16 protein-coding genes are annotated in these 13,484 nt (G+C 59.8%); 8 read left to right on the top strand and 8 right to left on the bottom strand.

Annotated elements, in window-relative coordinates:
- Positions 1 to 106: 106 nt before the first annotated feature.
- The 5 genes from AC3WTM_RS09790 to AC3WTM_RS09770 form a co-directional block, all read right to left on the bottom strand.
- A complete protein-coding gene (locus tag AC3WTM_RS09790) occupies positions 107 to 478 on the bottom strand; it encodes a glutathione S-transferase N-terminal domain-containing protein (RefSeq protein ID WP_046042961.1) in 372 nt (123 codons plus the stop codon).
- Between the two features lie 104 nt (positions 479 to 582).
- On the bottom strand, positions 583 to 1,128 hold the full coding sequence (gene folE, locus AC3WTM_RS09785) for a GTP cyclohydrolase I FolE (protein ID WP_007988130.1): 546 nt from the start codon (positions 1,126 to 1,128) through the stop codon (positions 583 to 585).
- A 77-nt stretch (positions 1,129 to 1,205) separates the two neighbouring features.
- A complete protein-coding gene (locus tag AC3WTM_RS09780; RefSeq protein ID WP_057715753.1) occupies positions 1,206 to 1,763 on the bottom strand; it encodes a Smr/MutS family protein in 558 nt (185 codons plus the stop codon).
- A 78-nt stretch (positions 1,764 to 1,841) separates the two neighbouring features.
- Positions 1,842 to 2,162 (bottom strand): hypothetical protein, encoded by a 321-nt coding sequence (locus tag AC3WTM_RS09775; protein WP_102672387.1) that lies wholly within the window; start codon positions 2,160 to 2,162, stop codon positions 1,842 to 1,844.
- A 131-nt stretch (positions 2,163 to 2,293) separates the two neighbouring features.
- A complete protein-coding gene (locus tag AC3WTM_RS09770; RefSeq protein ID WP_056721821.1) occupies positions 2,294 to 2,884 on the bottom strand; it encodes a cysteine hydrolase family protein in 591 nt (196 codons plus the stop codon).
- Positions 2,885 to 3,122: 238 nt separating this feature from the next.
- Here AC3WTM_RS09770 and prmB point away from each other — a divergent pair, with 238 nt between their 5' ends.
- Positions 3,123 to 4,031: a 50S ribosomal protein L3 N(5)-glutamine methyltransferase gene (prmB, locus tag AC3WTM_RS09765; protein WP_102672388.1), complete on the top strand. Its 909-nt coding sequence runs from the start codon at positions 3,123 to 3,125 to the stop codon at positions 4,029 to 4,031.
- A gap of 124 nt (positions 4,032 to 4,155) precedes the next feature.
- On the opposite strand, the gene AC3WTM_RS09760 is transcribed toward prmB, so the two are convergent.
- Positions 4,156 to 4,947: a hypothetical protein gene (locus AC3WTM_RS09760; protein WP_102672389.1), complete on the bottom strand. Its 792-nt coding sequence runs from the start codon at positions 4,945 to 4,947 to the stop codon at positions 4,156 to 4,158.
- Positions 4,948 to 5,035: 88 nt separating this feature from the next.
- Positions 5,036 to 6,034: an alpha/beta hydrolase gene (locus AC3WTM_RS09755; RefSeq protein WP_102672390.1), complete on the bottom strand. Its 999-nt coding sequence runs from the start codon at positions 6,032 to 6,034 to the stop codon at positions 5,036 to 5,038.
- A gap of 83 nt (positions 6,035 to 6,117) precedes the next feature.
- Here AC3WTM_RS09755 and aroC point away from each other — a divergent pair, with 83 nt between their 5' ends.
- From aroC to mtnC, 5 genes are read left to right on the top strand one after another with little or no spacing between them, the layout of a single operon-like run.
- Positions 6,118 to 7,209, top strand: a complete 1,092-nt coding sequence (gene aroC / locus AC3WTM_RS09750) for a chorismate synthase (protein WP_057715749.1) — start codon at positions 6,118 to 6,120, stop codon at positions 7,207 to 7,209.
- A gap of 29 nt (positions 7,210 to 7,238) precedes the next feature.
- Complete coding sequence (locus tag AC3WTM_RS09745; protein WP_102672391.1) at positions 7,239 to 8,390, top strand: MFS transporter; 1,152 nt, start codon at positions 7,239 to 7,241, stop codon at positions 8,388 to 8,390.
- Positions 8,387 to 9,007: a methylthioribulose 1-phosphate dehydratase gene (locus tag AC3WTM_RS09740; protein WP_057715747.1), complete on the top strand. Its 621-nt coding sequence runs from the start codon at positions 8,387 to 8,389 to the stop codon at positions 9,005 to 9,007. The genes AC3WTM_RS09745 and AC3WTM_RS09740 overlap by 4 nt, the downstream gene beginning before the upstream one ends.
- 20 nt (positions 9,008 to 9,027) lie before the next feature.
- On the top strand, positions 9,028 to 9,573 hold the full coding sequence (locus AC3WTM_RS09735; protein WP_102672392.1) for a 1,2-dihydroxy-3-keto-5-methylthiopentene dioxygenase: 546 nt from the start codon (positions 9,028 to 9,030) through the stop codon (positions 9,571 to 9,573).
- A 4-nt stretch (positions 9,574 to 9,577) separates the two neighbouring features.
- On the top strand, positions 9,578 to 10,261 hold the full coding sequence (gene mtnC, locus AC3WTM_RS09730) for an acireductone synthase (protein WP_102672393.1): 684 nt from the start codon (positions 9,578 to 9,580) through the stop codon (positions 10,259 to 10,261).
- Positions 10,262 to 10,321: 60 nt separating this feature from the next.
- On the opposite strand, the gene AC3WTM_RS09725 is transcribed toward mtnC, so the two are convergent.
- Complete coding sequence (locus AC3WTM_RS09725) at positions 10,322 to 10,600, bottom strand: DUF3509 domain-containing protein (RefSeq protein ID WP_102672394.1); 279 nt, start codon at positions 10,598 to 10,600, stop codon at positions 10,322 to 10,324.
- A 357-nt stretch (positions 10,601 to 10,957) separates the two neighbouring features.
- Here AC3WTM_RS09725 and AC3WTM_RS09720 point away from each other — a divergent pair, with 357 nt between their 5' ends.
- Positions 10,958 to 12,796 carry a long-chain-acyl-CoA synthetase gene (locus AC3WTM_RS09720; RefSeq protein WP_102672395.1) on the top strand — a complete coding sequence of 613 codons (1,839 nt, stop codon included), beginning with the start codon at positions 10,958 to 10,960 and terminating at the stop codon, positions 12,794 to 12,796.
- Between the two features lie 97 nt (positions 12,797 to 12,893).
- Positions 12,894 to 13,412 carry an ankyrin repeat domain-containing protein gene (locus AC3WTM_RS09715; RefSeq protein WP_102672396.1) on the top strand — a complete coding sequence of 173 codons (519 nt, stop codon included), beginning with the start codon at positions 12,894 to 12,896 and terminating at the stop codon, positions 13,410 to 13,412.
- The last annotated feature ends 72 nt before the right edge of the window (positions 13,413 to 13,484 follow it).

The raw sequence follows: 13,484 nt of genomic DNA, 5'->3' as shown, positions 1-13,484 counted from the left end.
AAAGCAAGCCAAACACGCATCAAAACCAGTATTGCAGAAATGGGGGGATCCATAGATGTGGGAGCGAGCTTGCTCGCGATGGGGGCATCAGCCCCGCCAAAATTTTTCAGGCTGCCGCAAAACGCTTGTCCAGATAATCAATGATCACCTTGGACTCATACATCCAGGTGGTCTGGCCATTCTCTTCAATGCGCAGGCACGGCACCTTGATCTTGCCGCCTTGCTCCAGCAAGGTCTGGCGATCCTGTTCGTTGTTCTTCGCGTCGCGAAGGGCCACCGGCACATTCAGGCGGCGCAGGGTACGGCGAGTCTTCACGCAGAACGGGCAGGCGTGGAATTGATACAGCGTCAGGCCCTTGGCAGCCGAATTGACCTGTGCCTGAACTTCCGCCGGGCGCTGCTTCTTGCCTGGGCGGGTGATGAAGTCGATGAAGATGATCAGTTGGCCAAGGCCGACACGAAGCGCTTTTACGAACACGTTGAAAGCCTCACGGTGCAAACGAATAAGGGCGCGCAGCTTACCTGATTTTTTGCGGGCGAAAAAAAACCGGCGATGAACGCCGGTTTTCTTCGTGCCGCAAATTACTTGATGAGGCTGAGGAATTCGCTGCGGGTGGCGGCGTTTTCACGGAACTCACCGAGCATCACCGAGGTGATCATCGTCGAATTCTGCTTTTCCACACCGCGCATCATCATGCACATGTGCTTGGCCTCGATCACCACCGCAACGCCCAGGGCGCCGGTAACCTGCTGGACCGCATCAGCGATCTGGCGGCTGAGGTTTTCCTGGATCTGCAGGCGGCGGGCGTACATGTCGACGATCCTCGCGACTTTCGACAGGCCCAGGACCTTGCCGCTCGGGATGTAGGCGACGTGAGCCTTGCCGATGAACGGCAGCAAGTGGTGTTCGCACAACGAGTACAACTCGATGTCCTTGACCAGCACCATTTCGCTGTTGTCGGAGCTGAACAGGGCACCGTTGGTGACCTCTTCCAGTGTCTGTTCATAGCCGCGGCAGAGGTACTGCATGGCTTTGGCGGCACGTTTTGGCGTGTCGAGCAGGCCTTCGCGGGAAACGTCCTCGCCGAGCTGGCCGAGGATCGCCGTGTAATTCTGTTCCAGGGACATGAAACTACCTGTGGGATTTTACGCAAAGGGCAAGGGTACGGTGACGGACACGACGCTGCAAGCGTGACGCGTCAGCTTTACTCGTCACGACCTTCCATCATGGTGCGTTTGAGCATCACATAAACCGCGCCTGCACCACCATGTTTCGCCTGGCACGAGGTGAAGCCGAGTACCTGTGGATGCTGGCGCAGCCAGGTGTTGACGTGGCTTTTGATCATCGGCCGCTTGCCGTCCAGGCGAACAGCCTTGCCATGGGTGACGCGCACGCAGCGGATTTCGAATTTGGTGGCTTCAGCCAAAAATGCCCAGAGGGTTTCCCGGGCCTTTTCCACGCTCATGCCGTGCAGGTCGAGGCTGCCTTCGAAAGGAATCTGCCCGACCTTGAGCTTGCGCATCTGGCTTTCCTGCACGCCATCGCGGGCCCACATCAGCTCGTCTTCAGGGCCGACGTCGATGACGAACTGATCGGACAGCCCGTCGACGGTGGTGGATTCGGTGCGCACGGTGGCCGCTTGACGCAGCTTGGCAATCTGCGCGCGGTCAGCCTTGGGTTTGCCGGTTTCGGCGCGATCGTGCTTGATCGGCTTGACGCCTTGGATCGCGCTTTTGAACAGGGAAAAATCGTCGTCTTGCATGTCAGCCTCCGCGAAGGGCGGCCAGTTTACCCAACTCGAAGCGAATCGGGCGCGACAAAAACGCGCGCGATGCCAGGCTCAGTCGTGTTTTTTCATCAGGTGCGGGGACATGGCCAGCTCCCGCGACTGCCGTGAGCGACGACGGCAACGGCGCCATAGCCAGACACCGAGGTACAGCACGAACAGGCCGATGGCCAGGATCACGGCAGCACCGGTGCGGCTTGTGTTCAATTCACCCAGGGCGGGTGCGTGGCCGAGCAGTCTGGCGGCACCGGCCATGGCGAGTAACACGCCGCACATCGCCAGTAACGCCGCGAACGTCGCGCCGATTCGAAAACGCCAGTTGCTTTGGCCTTTGGGCCGCAAGCGGCGAGCGTCAAAACCATCGGATAACTTCATTCCGACCTTCCTCAATGGGTATCGGCCCTTCGACCGGGAGTTGACCGGGATGTTCCTGAGGCTAAGACAATTACGGCAAATGGGAGGCTTTTGCGGATGAGCGGCGTTCCAGGCCGCTCATTGAGCGTCGATCAGATCAGTTCACGCGTCAGCGCGAGGGTGGCGAAGTTGTCGCCCATGATCGCCATTTCCGTCTGATGGACGTGTGCGGCACTGAGCACGCCGCCCTTGTAAGGCAGGTCGCGGGTGGCGCAGGCGTCTTCCACCAGGGTGCAGCGGAAGCCCAGGTTCTTGGCGGCACGCACTGTGGTGCTGACGCTGGAGTGGCTCATGAAGCCGCAGACGATCAGGTCTAGGGCGCCAAGGTCTTCCAGGCGTTGTGCCAGTTCGGTGCCGTGAAACGCGCTTGGCAACAATTTGCCAATGACGGTTTCATCGCTCTGTGGCTCCAGGCCCGGAATGAACTCTCCACCTACGCCCTGTGGGTTGAACAGCCCGCCGAGGGTACCGAGGTGGCGGACATGCACGATCGGCCGGCCGGCGGCGCGGGCAGCGGCGAGCAATTGCTTGATGTTCGCGACAGCTTCATCCATGCCGCTCAGGGCCAGGGGACCGCTGAGGTATTCTTTCTGGGCATCGATGATGACCAGGGTGGCATGGCTCAGATTGGCCGCTGCATAACCGCGACCGCTGAGTTGAAACATCGTTTTTGGAACAGACATTCTGGGGCTCCTTGGAGTGGGGCTTTTGCGCCATTGTCCTCTGGCTGAGCGGTTCTGTGAATCGCTACGATCGTAGGTGCCGTCGTTGCTGGCCTGTAGCCTTGTCAATAGTCACGTTTTGTTCAATAGCCTAGCGAAAAAATGGATAACTCCTACATTTGAATCGGTAGTTTCCCGCGTCGTCGTGAAGTCGTTTGACTGGTAGAATCCCCCGTCGATTTTTCTGGAGTTTGCCGTCGTGATCACTTCCCGCCTTCGCACCCTGCGTGACCATATCCGTTGGGCCGTCAGCCGCTTCCATGGGGAGGATCTTTTTTTCGGCCATGGCACTGACAACGCCTGGGACGAAGCCCGGCAATTGGTGTTGGGCGCGTTGCACCTGCCGTGGGAAATATCCGACAGCTACCTCGACTGCAATCTGGAAGAAGACGAAGTGGCTCACCTGCAGCTTTTGCTCAAGCGCCGCATCGAAGATCGGGTGCCTACCGCGTATCTGCTGGGCGAGGCCTGGTTCTGTGGCATGTCGTTCATCGTCGATGAGCGTGTGCTGATCCCGCGCTCCCCCATCGGCGAGTTGATCGAAAACCGTTTTACTCCATGGCTGGCTAACGAGCCGGCGCGGATTCTCGACCTGTGCACCGGTTCCGGTTGCATCGGCATCGCCTGCGCCTACGAGTTCCAGCATGCCGAGGTGGTGTTGGCGGACCTGTCGTTCGAAGCGCTGGAAGTGGCCAATCAGAACATCGAGCGCCATGGTGTCGATGAACGTGTGTACACGGTGCAGGGCGACGGTTTCGAGGGCTTGCCGGGTCAACGTTTCGACCTGATCGTGTCGAACCCGCCCTACGTCGATGCGGAAGATTTCGCCGACATGCCGGACGAATACCAGCACGAACCGGAACTGGGCCTGGCCTGCGGTGATGACGGTTTGAACCTGGTGCGGCGCATGCTTGCCGAGGCGGCGGATCACCTGACCGAGAAGGGCTTGCTGATTGTCGAAGTGGGCAACAGCCAGGTGCACGTCGAGGCGTTGTACCCGGAAGTCGACTTCGCCTGGCTGGAGTTCGAACGTGGCGGCCATGGTGTGTTCATGCTCAGCGCGCAGCAGTGTCGTGAGCATCAGGCGTTGTTCGCTTCTCGCGTCTGACCTTGTAGGAGCGAGCTCGCGATGGACGTAAGGGCTATGTGTTTATTCAGAATACACGCGTCATCGTTAACGTCCATCGCGAGCAAGCTCGCTCCTACAATGAATGCGCCGCGGTCTCAAACCTTCAACGATGCGTGGCAATCCAGATCAACAACCCTGCCTGAAACACCGCAAATGCCACCAGGCAGGTAATGGTGAATCGCAGTCCGGCGTCTTCGCGTTTGTACTTGCTGACTTTTTCTTCGTGTTTCTTGAGTTTGACTTCCTGCTCGGCCAGGTTCTGTTCGGCTTGCTGGAGCATCTGCGCCGCCTCGAGGATTTCCACGACCTGCAGTTTTTCGCTGTTCCAGTCGCCAGAGAGGTCGCCGACCTTGACCGGCTTGACGCTGCCTTTCAAATGCTGGGCATCGGCATACACCACGTCGAAACCGTGCACGCGCAAAAAATGATCGCGGCGCAGGCGGGTGTCTTCGTTCAGTGCATCCTTGTTGTTCAGGTCAAAGCCGTCGACGGTGTAGGTCGGCCAGTGCCTTTTCGCCCAATTGATGCCCTGGGCCGCCATGTAGCGACCAATACCACGGTTCAGCGGTTCAATCTGCAGTCCGCTTTCCGGTTCGAAATGCACGCGTTTTTCAGCGTGATCGACCCACACGTCCAGATGATTCTGTTCCTTGCGTACGCGTTGGCCGGGCAGGGTGATGCTCATGCGCATCAGGCTGTGCGTCTTGTCATTGCGTTCGGCATAGCCGAACTCGACAAAGCGCAATGGGCGCCCGCCTGTGTTGCGGTCAGTCTGCAGCGGCGCCAGACGGAGCATCTTGTGGTGCTCGACGTGGACGTCCGCCCAGGGCAGCTCGACCGCTGGCGGTGCGTCTTTTTCAGCGCTGGTGTCGGGTGAAGTCTGGGTGTCAGTCATAACGGCGAGATCCTGTCCAAGCTCAGCTTGTCGCCAACCAATGTGTTGGCGACAAAGGCTTATCGGCCGTTTTTTTCAAGACTGGAGGTTAACTGGCGCGAAGTCCGTCAATAAAACCGAGGATTCGCGTGCCCAGTTCCGCCGCCAGGGGCAGCTGCGGGTCCTTATAGGAGGCCAGTTGGCGTTTGACGTCGTTGGGCACGATGCGCATGACGTGGTTCATGCCCTCGATCAGCGCCAGTTCGGCGTCCGGTTTGGCAGCCTTGAGCAGCCTTGCGTCATTGACGCCGACCTGGATGTCGTTGCTACCCTGGATGATCAGTGCTGGCATCTTCAACTTCGCAAATGCCGCGGCCGGGTCCTGGCGGAACAGGGAAATCAGGTAAGGCTGCACGCTCGGACGGAAAATTACCTGCAAGGGTGGCGGCACATTGTCGTCGGTTTTCCCGGCCTTGAGGCTGTCGAGCAATTGATTGCTGCGCAGCATCAGCGGTTGAGGCAAGCGATTGCCCAGTTGCTCGCGAATGACCTGATCCACCGGTCTTGCGCTGCCGGAGACAGAAATCACCGCGTCGGCATCGATATCCGGCGCAGCGAGGCTGGCGATCAGGGCGCCTTCGCTGTGACCCAGCACGATCAACTGGCCAAAACGCGGATCGGTCTTGAGTTTCCGGCCCCAGGCTTGGGCGTCGGCCACATAAGCTTCCACCGTCAGATTGCGTTCATCCGGGGTCGCCGCCAGGCTCGCGGCCACGCCACGCTTGTCGTAACGCACGCTGGCGATGTTGTGTTTGGCCAGCACCCAGGCCAGGCGCTTGAGGCTGTCATTGCGCCCGCCGTCGGAGTTGTTTCCGTCACGATCCGTAGGGCCTGAGCCTGAAATGATCAGGACAACCGGCACTCGATTGTCGGATTTTGGCAGCAACAGCGAGCCGAAAAGCTCGCCGGTGTCCGTATCCAATGTGATTGGTCGTTGCAGGACAGTCGCCTGGGCGAAGCTGGAAATCAGGGTAAGGCTCAAGGCTAGAACTCGCAGCATCATCGCGCCATTATCAAGAAGATGCCGGTTGGACTCACGGGCACCCATAAGGTTCGAGGATGAACTACTTGGGTAGCCTGCGTATACTGGCGCGCATTACGTATTCAGGTTCATTTCACGGAGCGTCCTGCATGTCCGGCAATACCTACGGCAAGCTGTTCACTGTCACCACCGCGGGCGAAAGCCATGGCCCGGCGTTGGTCGCCATTGTCGATGGCTGCCCGCCGGGGCTGGAGATTTCCCTGGAGGATCTGCAGCGTGACCTGGACCGCCGCAAGCCCGGCACCAGCCGCCACACCACCCAGCGCCAGGAAGCCGACGAAGTCGAAATCCTCTCCGGCGTGTTCGAAGGCCGCACCACCGGTTGCGCCATCGGCCTGTTGATCCGCAACACCGACCAGAAGTCCAAGGACTACTCGGCGATCAAGGACCTGTTCCGCCCGGCCCACGCCGATTACACCTACCACCACAAGTACGGCGAGCGCGATTATCGTGGCGGCGGTCGCAGCTCTGCCCGGGAAACCGCGATGCGCGTCGCGGCCGGTGCGATTGCAAAAAAATACCTGGCCAGCCAGGGCATCGTCATTCGCGGCTACATGAGCCAGTTGGGGCCGATTGAAATCCCGTTCAAGACCTGGGATTCGGTCGAGCAGAACGCCTTCTTCAGCCCGGACCCGGACAAAGTGCCTGAGCTGGAGGCCTATATGGACCAGTTGCGTCGCGACCAGGATTCGGTCGGTGCGAAAATCACCGTGGTCGCCGAAGGCGTGATGCCAGGCCTGGGCGAGCCGATCTTCGACCGCCTCGACGCGGAGCTGGCCCATGCGCTGATGAGCATCAACGCGGTCAAGGGCGTGGAAATCGGCGCCGGTTTTGCCAGCGTCGCCCAGCGTGGCACCGAGCATCGCGATGAAATGACCCCGGAAGGTTTCCTCAGCAACAACGCGGGCGGCATTCTCGGCGGTATTTCCTCTGGTCAGCCTATCGTTGCGCACCTGGCGCTGAAGCCGACGTCGAGCATCACAACGCCGGGCCGTTCCATCGACATCCATGGCAACCCGGTGGAAGTGATCACCAAGGGCCGTCACGACCCGTGTGTGGGCATCCGCGCCACGCCGATCGCCGAGGCGATGATGGCCATCGTGCTGATGGATCACCTGCTGCGTCACCGTGGGCAGAACGCCGATGTGCGCGTGAGCACGCCGGTGCTGGGTCAGCTCTGAATGGCTGACTTCACAGTCGCAGCCGTCTGATGGCGACTGCGGCGCTCCCGTACTGGCGGCTCTCCAGTTTCTATCTGTTCTATTTCGCCTTGCTCGGTTCGACAGCGCCGTTTCTGGCGCTGTACTTCGATCACCTGGGGTTCAGCGCCGCGCGTATCGGCGAGCTGGTGGCGATCCCGATGCTGATGCGCTGTGTGGCGCCGAACATCTGGGGCTGGCTGGGCGACTACACCGGTCGGCGACTGGCCATCGTGCGCTTCGGCGCAGTGTGCACGCTGCTGACCTTTTCGCTGATTTTCGTCAGCAAAACCTACGCCTGGCTGGCGATGGTCATGGCCTTGCATGCGTTCTTCTGGCACGCGGTTTTGCCGCAGTTCGAAGTCATTACCCTGGCGCACTTGCAGAGCCAGACCTCGCGCTACAGCCAGATTCGCCTGTGGGGCTCGATCGGTTTCATCATCACCGTGGTCGCGCTGGGCCGTTTGTTTGAATGGCTGAGCCTGGACATCTATCCGGCGGCGCTGGTGCTGATCATGGTGGGCATCGTGCTCAGCAGTCTGTGGGTGCCCAATGCCCAACCGGCCCCAGGCAACCGGGTGGCGGGGGAGGGATTCCTCAAGCAACTGCGCAACCCCGGTGTTGCGGCGTTTTACGGCTGCGTGGCGCTGATGCAGATGAGCCACGGACCGTATTACACGTTCTTGACCTTGCACCTTGAACGCCTGGGTTACAGCCGGGGTGTGATCGGCATGCTCTGGGCGGTCGGCGTGGTCGCCGAAGTCCTGATGTTTTTGGCCATGAGCCAGATCTTCGCGCGCTTTTCACTGCGCCGGGTGCTGATGGCCAGCTTTCTGCTGGCGGCGTTGCGTTGGCTGTTGCTGGGTTCGCTCGCAGAGTTTCTTTGGGTACTGTTGTTTGCCCAGATCCTGCACGCGGCGACGTTCGGCAGCTTTCACGCCGCTGCCATTTCATTCGTGCAACGTAGCTTCGGTGCGCGCCAGCAAGGCCAGGGCCAGGCGCTGTACGCCGCATTGGCCGGCACCGGCGGTGCGTTGGGCGCGTTGTATTCCGGCTACAGCTGGAATGCCCTCGGCGCGGCATGGACATTTAGTATTGCCAGTCTCGCAGCCGTCGCGGCTGCCGTTATCATTGCCACACGTATGCAAGAGGACAGGCCATGAGCCTTACCCGTGAACAACTCGCCCAGGAAATCATCGACGCCGGGCGTTTTCTGTATGGCCGCGGCTGGTCGCCGGCCACCAGCAGCAATTACTCGACCCGCCTGTCGCCGAGCGAAGCCTTGCTGACCGTGTCCGGCAAGCACAAGGGGCAACTGGGCATGGACGACGTGTTGGCCACCGACCTGTCGGGTAACAGCCTGGAACCGGGCAAGAAACCGTCCGCCGAAACCCTGTTGCACACCCAGCTCTACAGCTGGCGCCCGGAGATCGGTGCCGTGTTGCACACCCATTCCGTGAACGCCACCGTGCTGTCGCGCCTGACGCCGCAAGACTTCATCGAGTTCGAAGACTACGAACTGCAAAAGGCCTTCAGCGGTGTGACGACCCACGAATCCCGGGTGCGGGTGCCGATTTTCGACAACGACCAGGACATTGCGCGACTGGCCGCCAAGGTGCAGCCTTGGCTCGACGCCCATCCTGATTGCGTCGGCTACCTGATCCGTGGCCATGGCCTGTACACCTGGGGCGCGCGCATGAGCGATGCCCTGCGGCAGATCGAGGCCTTTGAATTTTTGTTCGAGTGCGAGTTGAAGATGCGCTCGCTCTTTAAAGCATGAACCGTTAAGGAGTTGCCCTGATGAGCAGCCTGTCCGTCTATCACGTCTCCAGCCCTGAAATCCCCAACAAGGTGCTGACCCATTTCGAAGATATCGCCTCGACCCTGGCCGAGCAAGGCGTACGCTTCGACCGCTGGCAAGCCGCGGCGAAGATCCAGCCGGGCGCCACTCAGGACGAAGTGATTGCCGCCTACCAGGAGCAAATCGACAAGCTGATGACCGAGCGCGGTTACGTCACTGTCGACGTGATCAGCCTCAACAGCGATCACCCGCAAAAAGCCGAACTGCGTGCCAAGTTCCTCGACGAACATCGCCACGGCGAAGATGAAGTACGATTTTTCGTTGCCGGCCGTGGCCTGTTTACCCTACACATCGACGATTACGTCTACGCGGTGCTGTGCGAGAAAAACGACCTGATCTCGGTGCCGGCCGGTACCAAACACTGGTTCGACATGGGCGAACATCCGCACTTCGTCGCGATCCGTCTGTTCAATAACCCGGAAGGATGGGTGGCCAATTTCACCGGCGAAGACATCGCCAGCCGATTCCCGCGCCTGGAGGACTGAGTCGATGCCGATCAAAGCGATTCTCACCGACATCGAAGGCACCACCAGCGCGGTGAGTTTTGTGTTCGACGTGCTGTTCCCCTATGCCGCCAAACACTTGCCGGCGTTTGTCCGTCAGCATGCCGAACGCGCCGATGTGGTGGAGCAATTGGCTGCCGTGCGCCGCGACAGCAACGAACCGGACGCCGATGTCGAGCGGGTCATCGAGATCCTGTTGGGCTGGATCGCTGAAGACCGCAAGGCCACGCCACTGAAAGCGTTGCAGGGCATGGTCTGGGAGCAGGGTTATCAGGCCGGGCAGTTGAAGGGGCATGTGTACCCGGACGCCGTTGAAGCGCTCAAGTGCTGGCATCGGGACGGCTTTCAACTGTTTGTTTATTCATCCGGTTCGATCCAGGCCCAGCGGTTGATCTTCGGTTGCTCAGAGGCGGGGGATCTGACGCCACTGTTCAGCGGCTATTTCGATACCACTTCGGGCCCCAAGCGCGAGGCGCAGTCCTACGTCAACATCACCCAGGCGATCAACCTTGAGGCGGGGCAGATTCTGTTTCTGTCAGACATCGTCGAAGAACTCGACGCGGCGCGCACGGCGGGGATGGCCACTTGCGGGCTGGCCCGCGAGGGTGGGGAACTGGCGGGGCATGTCACCGTGGACAGCTTTGCGCGGATAAATCCCGCCAATTTCTAAACGGCGCAAAACCTGTGGGAGCGAGCAAGCTCGCTCCCACAGTGTTTTTCCCACAACTGTTTACAGCGAGTGATAGGTCGGCAGGGCAAACCGTTGCTGGCTCTGCAGCATGGAAATCTGCGGCAGTTCACTGGCTTGTTCGGCTAGGTCGCGGCGAATCGCACTGATGACCCACGTCAGTTGGTCGCCATTGTGCAATTGCTGATAGGAAATCGAGCGCTTGAACACCTTGCCTTCGCCGCCGCACAGGGTCAGCAGGATCCCACCGTCAGGCCGGGCATGGGTGGTGACTTCGAAGTTGGAGAACAAGGACGAAAATTTTTCCTGAATCAGGTTCATTTCTTTCAGCTCCGTTGGCTCTTGAATGGCAAGCATACGGAGAAGGTTGCAGTGATTGTGCCAGCCTGGGTTGTTTATAAATAATCTTATAAAACAACAAGTTAGTATCTGTGGTGATTTTTGCTTTCGTGCATTCTGCATGAACGGCCGTCGTGCATCCTGCATTTTGCGAGGTCGCTCGGCGATTCGATGGAACCATTGCGTGTGCGGGGGTTCACGATTGGCCTTGTATCAATCGCGGATCAAGATCGCAGATACAAAACATTTCAAAAACCGCGTGTACAGCTCAAGAACCGTTGACGTATTTTCGGGCTTAGTCATCGCAGCCCGACAATAAAAAGATCGAACGGGAGCATCATGAGTCGCACGTCGAACGACACGATTACCTGGAGCATGATGCTCCGCAAGCTGCCTTCCATCGCCAAGGCCATCCCCCGGGTGGTGAAGGGCATGAAGGCCGCCAACGTCAAGGACCCGACCCAGGCGTGTGGTTTGGGCTGGAGTTTCGAGCAAGCCACATTGCGCAACCCGGATGGCCCGGCGCTGTTGCAAGGCGACATAATGCTCAGTTACTCCGAGGTCAACCAATGGGCCAATCGCATCGCCCATCACCTGATCGGCCAAGGCATCGGCAAGGGTGATGTGGTGGCGGTCTTCATCGAGAACCGCCCGGAGTTGCTGGTGACGATTCTGGCGGTGGCCAAGGTCGGCGCGATCAGTGCGCTGCTCAATACCTCGCAGACCCGCGACACCCTGGTACACAGTGTGAACCTGGTGGCGCCGGTGGCGATCATTGTCGGTGAGGAGTTGGTCCCGGCGTACCTGGCGGTGCGTGAGCGGGTGTCGATCAAGGCTGCGCGAACCTGGTTCGTTGCCGATCAGGACACCTCTCGCCAACCTGGTATCGCACCTGAAGGGTTCATCAACCTGATGACTGTCAGCCTCGACGACGCCAGCGACAACCCGGCCAGCAGCCAGCAGGTTTTCTTCGACGATCCCTGCTTTTATATCTACACCTCGGGCACCACGGGGCTGCCCAAGGCCGGCGTGTTCAAGCACGGTCGCTGGATGCGCAGCTCTGCGAGCTTCGGCATGATTGCCCTGGACATGCGCCCCGACGATGTCGTCTATTGCACCTTGCCGCTGTACCACGCCACGGGCCTTTGCGTGTGCTGGGGTTCGGCCGTCAGTGGGGCCAGCGGGTTCGCCATCCGCCGCAAATTCAGCGCCAGTCAGTTCTGGAACGATGCGCGCAAGTACCGGGCGACCACCATCGGTTATGTCGGCGAACTGTGCCGCTACCTGGTCGATCAACCGCCAAGCTCCGAGGACAGCCGGCACGATGTGAAGAAAATGATCGGCAACGGCTTGCGCCCCGGCGCCTGGAGCGAGTTCAAGACCCGCTTTGCGGTGAATCACATCTGCGAGCTGTACGCCGCCAGCGACGGCAATATCGGTTTCACCAACATTCTCAACTTCGACAACACCATCGGTTTTTCCCTGATGTCCTGGGAGTTGGTCGCGTACGACCATGACAGCGGCGCGCCGATTCGACAGGCCAATGGCTTGATGCGCAAGGTCGCCAAGGGTGAGCAGGGGTTGTTGCTGGCAAAAATCGACGATAAGGCCCCCCTGGACGGCTACACCGATCCGCAGAAAACCGCCAAGGTCGTGCTTCAGGATGTGTTCCAAAAGGGAGACCGCTACTTCAACACCGGCGACCTGTTGCGCAATATCGGTTTTGGGCATGCGCAGTTTGTCGACCGCTTGGGCGACACCTACCGCTGGAAGGGCGAAAACGTTTCGACCACGGAGGTTGAAAACATCCTCCTGCAACACCCGCTTATTTCCGAAGCCGTGGCCTATGGCGTGGAAATCCGCAACACCAATGGCCGGGCCGGGATGGCGGCGATCACTCCCGCCGAATCCCTGGCAACCCTGGACTTCAGTGAGCTGCTGGCCTTCGCCCGCGAGCAGATGCCGGCCTATGCGGTGCCGTTGTTCCTGCGGGTGAAAGTGAAAATGGAAACCACCGGGACGTTCAAATATCAGAAGACCCGACTCAAGGACGAGGCCTTCGACCCGGGTAAAACCGGCGATGACCCGATCTATGCCTGGCTGCCGGGGACGCAGACTTATGTACAGGTCACGGAGCAGTTGTTGTCCGACATTCATGGCGGCAAGTACCGTTATTGAATCTGGCTATGGCGGCCCATGAGAAAAAACAAGTGACAGTGTCGGGAGCGCTCGGGAAACTGTCGGCTTTTACGAATGACAGAAAAGGGAGTGCCCAATGTCAGACAAAAGCCGCCAGATGACCCCCGAAGAAGCCGCCGAATTTGCCGAACAGGTATTCAACAAGGCACGGGAGGGCGATGCGGCGATGATGGCCGCACTGCTGACCAAGGGTTTGCCGCCGAACCTGCGCAACCACAAGGGCGATACCTTGCTGATGCTGGCCGCGTATCACGGGCATGTGGACACGGTAAAAGTCCTGCTGGAGCACAAGGCCGACCCGGAGATCCGCAACGACAACGGCCAGAGCCCGATTGCCGGTGCCGCCTTCAAGGGCGACCTGGCGGTGATCAAGGCCTTGGTCGATGGCGGCGCCCAGGTTGAAGGCTCGTCCTTCGATGGCCGCACGGCGCTGATGATGGCGGCGATGTTCAACCGCGTCGAAGTGGTCGATTACCTGATAAGCAAGGGCGCCGACCCGAAAGCCAAGGACGCCAATGGCATCACCGCGCTGGAGGCTGCCAGGACCATGGGGGCTTCCGATACCGTTGCGCAACTGCAAAAGCTCTTGAACTGACGCCGTACCCTGTGGCGAGGGGGCTTTTGTGGCGAGGGGGGAAACCCCCCCCCCCCAAGGCCACGAGTTCCC

It is taken from the genome of Pseudomonas sp. EU05-FHT14B02, assembly GCF_058791055.1.
The sequence above is the reverse complement of the archived record's forward strand: the minus strand, read 5'-3'. Positions and strand labels throughout refer to the sequence as shown.

What these genes read in the sequence shown, in the direction of transcription:
- AC3WTM_RS09780 (WP_057715753.1), bottom strand. Translation starts at nt 1,763, where the DNA reads ATGCAAGACGACGATTTTTCCCTGTTCAAAAGCGCGATCCAAGGCGTC.
- AC3WTM_RS09755 (WP_102672390.1), bottom strand. Translation starts at nt 6,034, where the DNA reads ATGGGTGCCCGTGAGTCCAACCGGCATCTTCTTGATAATGGCGCGATG.
- AC3WTM_RS09715 (WP_102672396.1), top strand. Translation starts at nt 12,894, where the DNA reads ATGTCAGACAAAAGCCGCCAGATGACCCCCGAAGAAGCCGCCGAATTT.
- AC3WTM_RS09725 (WP_102672394.1), bottom strand. Translation starts at nt 10,600, where the DNA reads ATGAACCTGATTCAGGAAAAATTTTCGTCCTTGTTCTCCAACTTCGAA.
- AC3WTM_RS09775 (WP_102672387.1), bottom strand. Translation starts at nt 2,162, where the DNA reads ATGAAGTTATCCGATGGTTTTGACGCTCGCCGCTTGCGGCCCAAAGGC.
- AC3WTM_RS09740 (WP_057715747.1), top strand. Translation starts at nt 8,387, where the DNA reads ATGAGCCTTACCCGTGAACAACTCGCCCAGGAAATCATCGACGCCGGG.
- AC3WTM_RS09720 (WP_102672395.1), top strand. Translation starts at nt 10,958, where the DNA reads ATGAGTCGCACGTCGAACGACACGATTACCTGGAGCATGATGCTCCGC.
- AC3WTM_RS09770 (WP_056721821.1), bottom strand. Translation starts at nt 2,884, where the DNA reads ATGTCTGTTCCAAAAACGATGTTTCAACTCAGCGGTCGCGGTTATGCA.
- AC3WTM_RS09760 (WP_102672389.1), bottom strand. Translation starts at nt 4,947, where the DNA reads ATGACTGACACCCAGACTTCACCCGACACCAGCGCTGAAAAAGACGCA.
- AC3WTM_RS09745 (WP_102672391.1), top strand. Translation starts at nt 7,239, where the DNA reads ATGGCGACTGCGGCGCTCCCGTACTGGCGGCTCTCCAGTTTCTATCTG.
- folE (WP_007988130.1), bottom strand. Translation starts at nt 1,128, where the DNA reads ATGTCCCTGGAACAGAATTACACGGCGATCCTCGGCCAGCTCGGCGAG.
- AC3WTM_RS09735 (WP_102672392.1), top strand. Translation starts at nt 9,028, where the DNA reads ATGAGCAGCCTGTCCGTCTATCACGTCTCCAGCCCTGAAATCCCCAAC.
- aroC (WP_057715749.1), top strand. Translation starts at nt 6,118, where the DNA reads ATGTCCGGCAATACCTACGGCAAGCTGTTCACTGTCACCACCGCGGGC.
- mtnC (WP_102672393.1), top strand. Translation starts at nt 9,578, where the DNA reads ATGCCGATCAAAGCGATTCTCACCGACATCGAAGGCACCACCAGCGCG.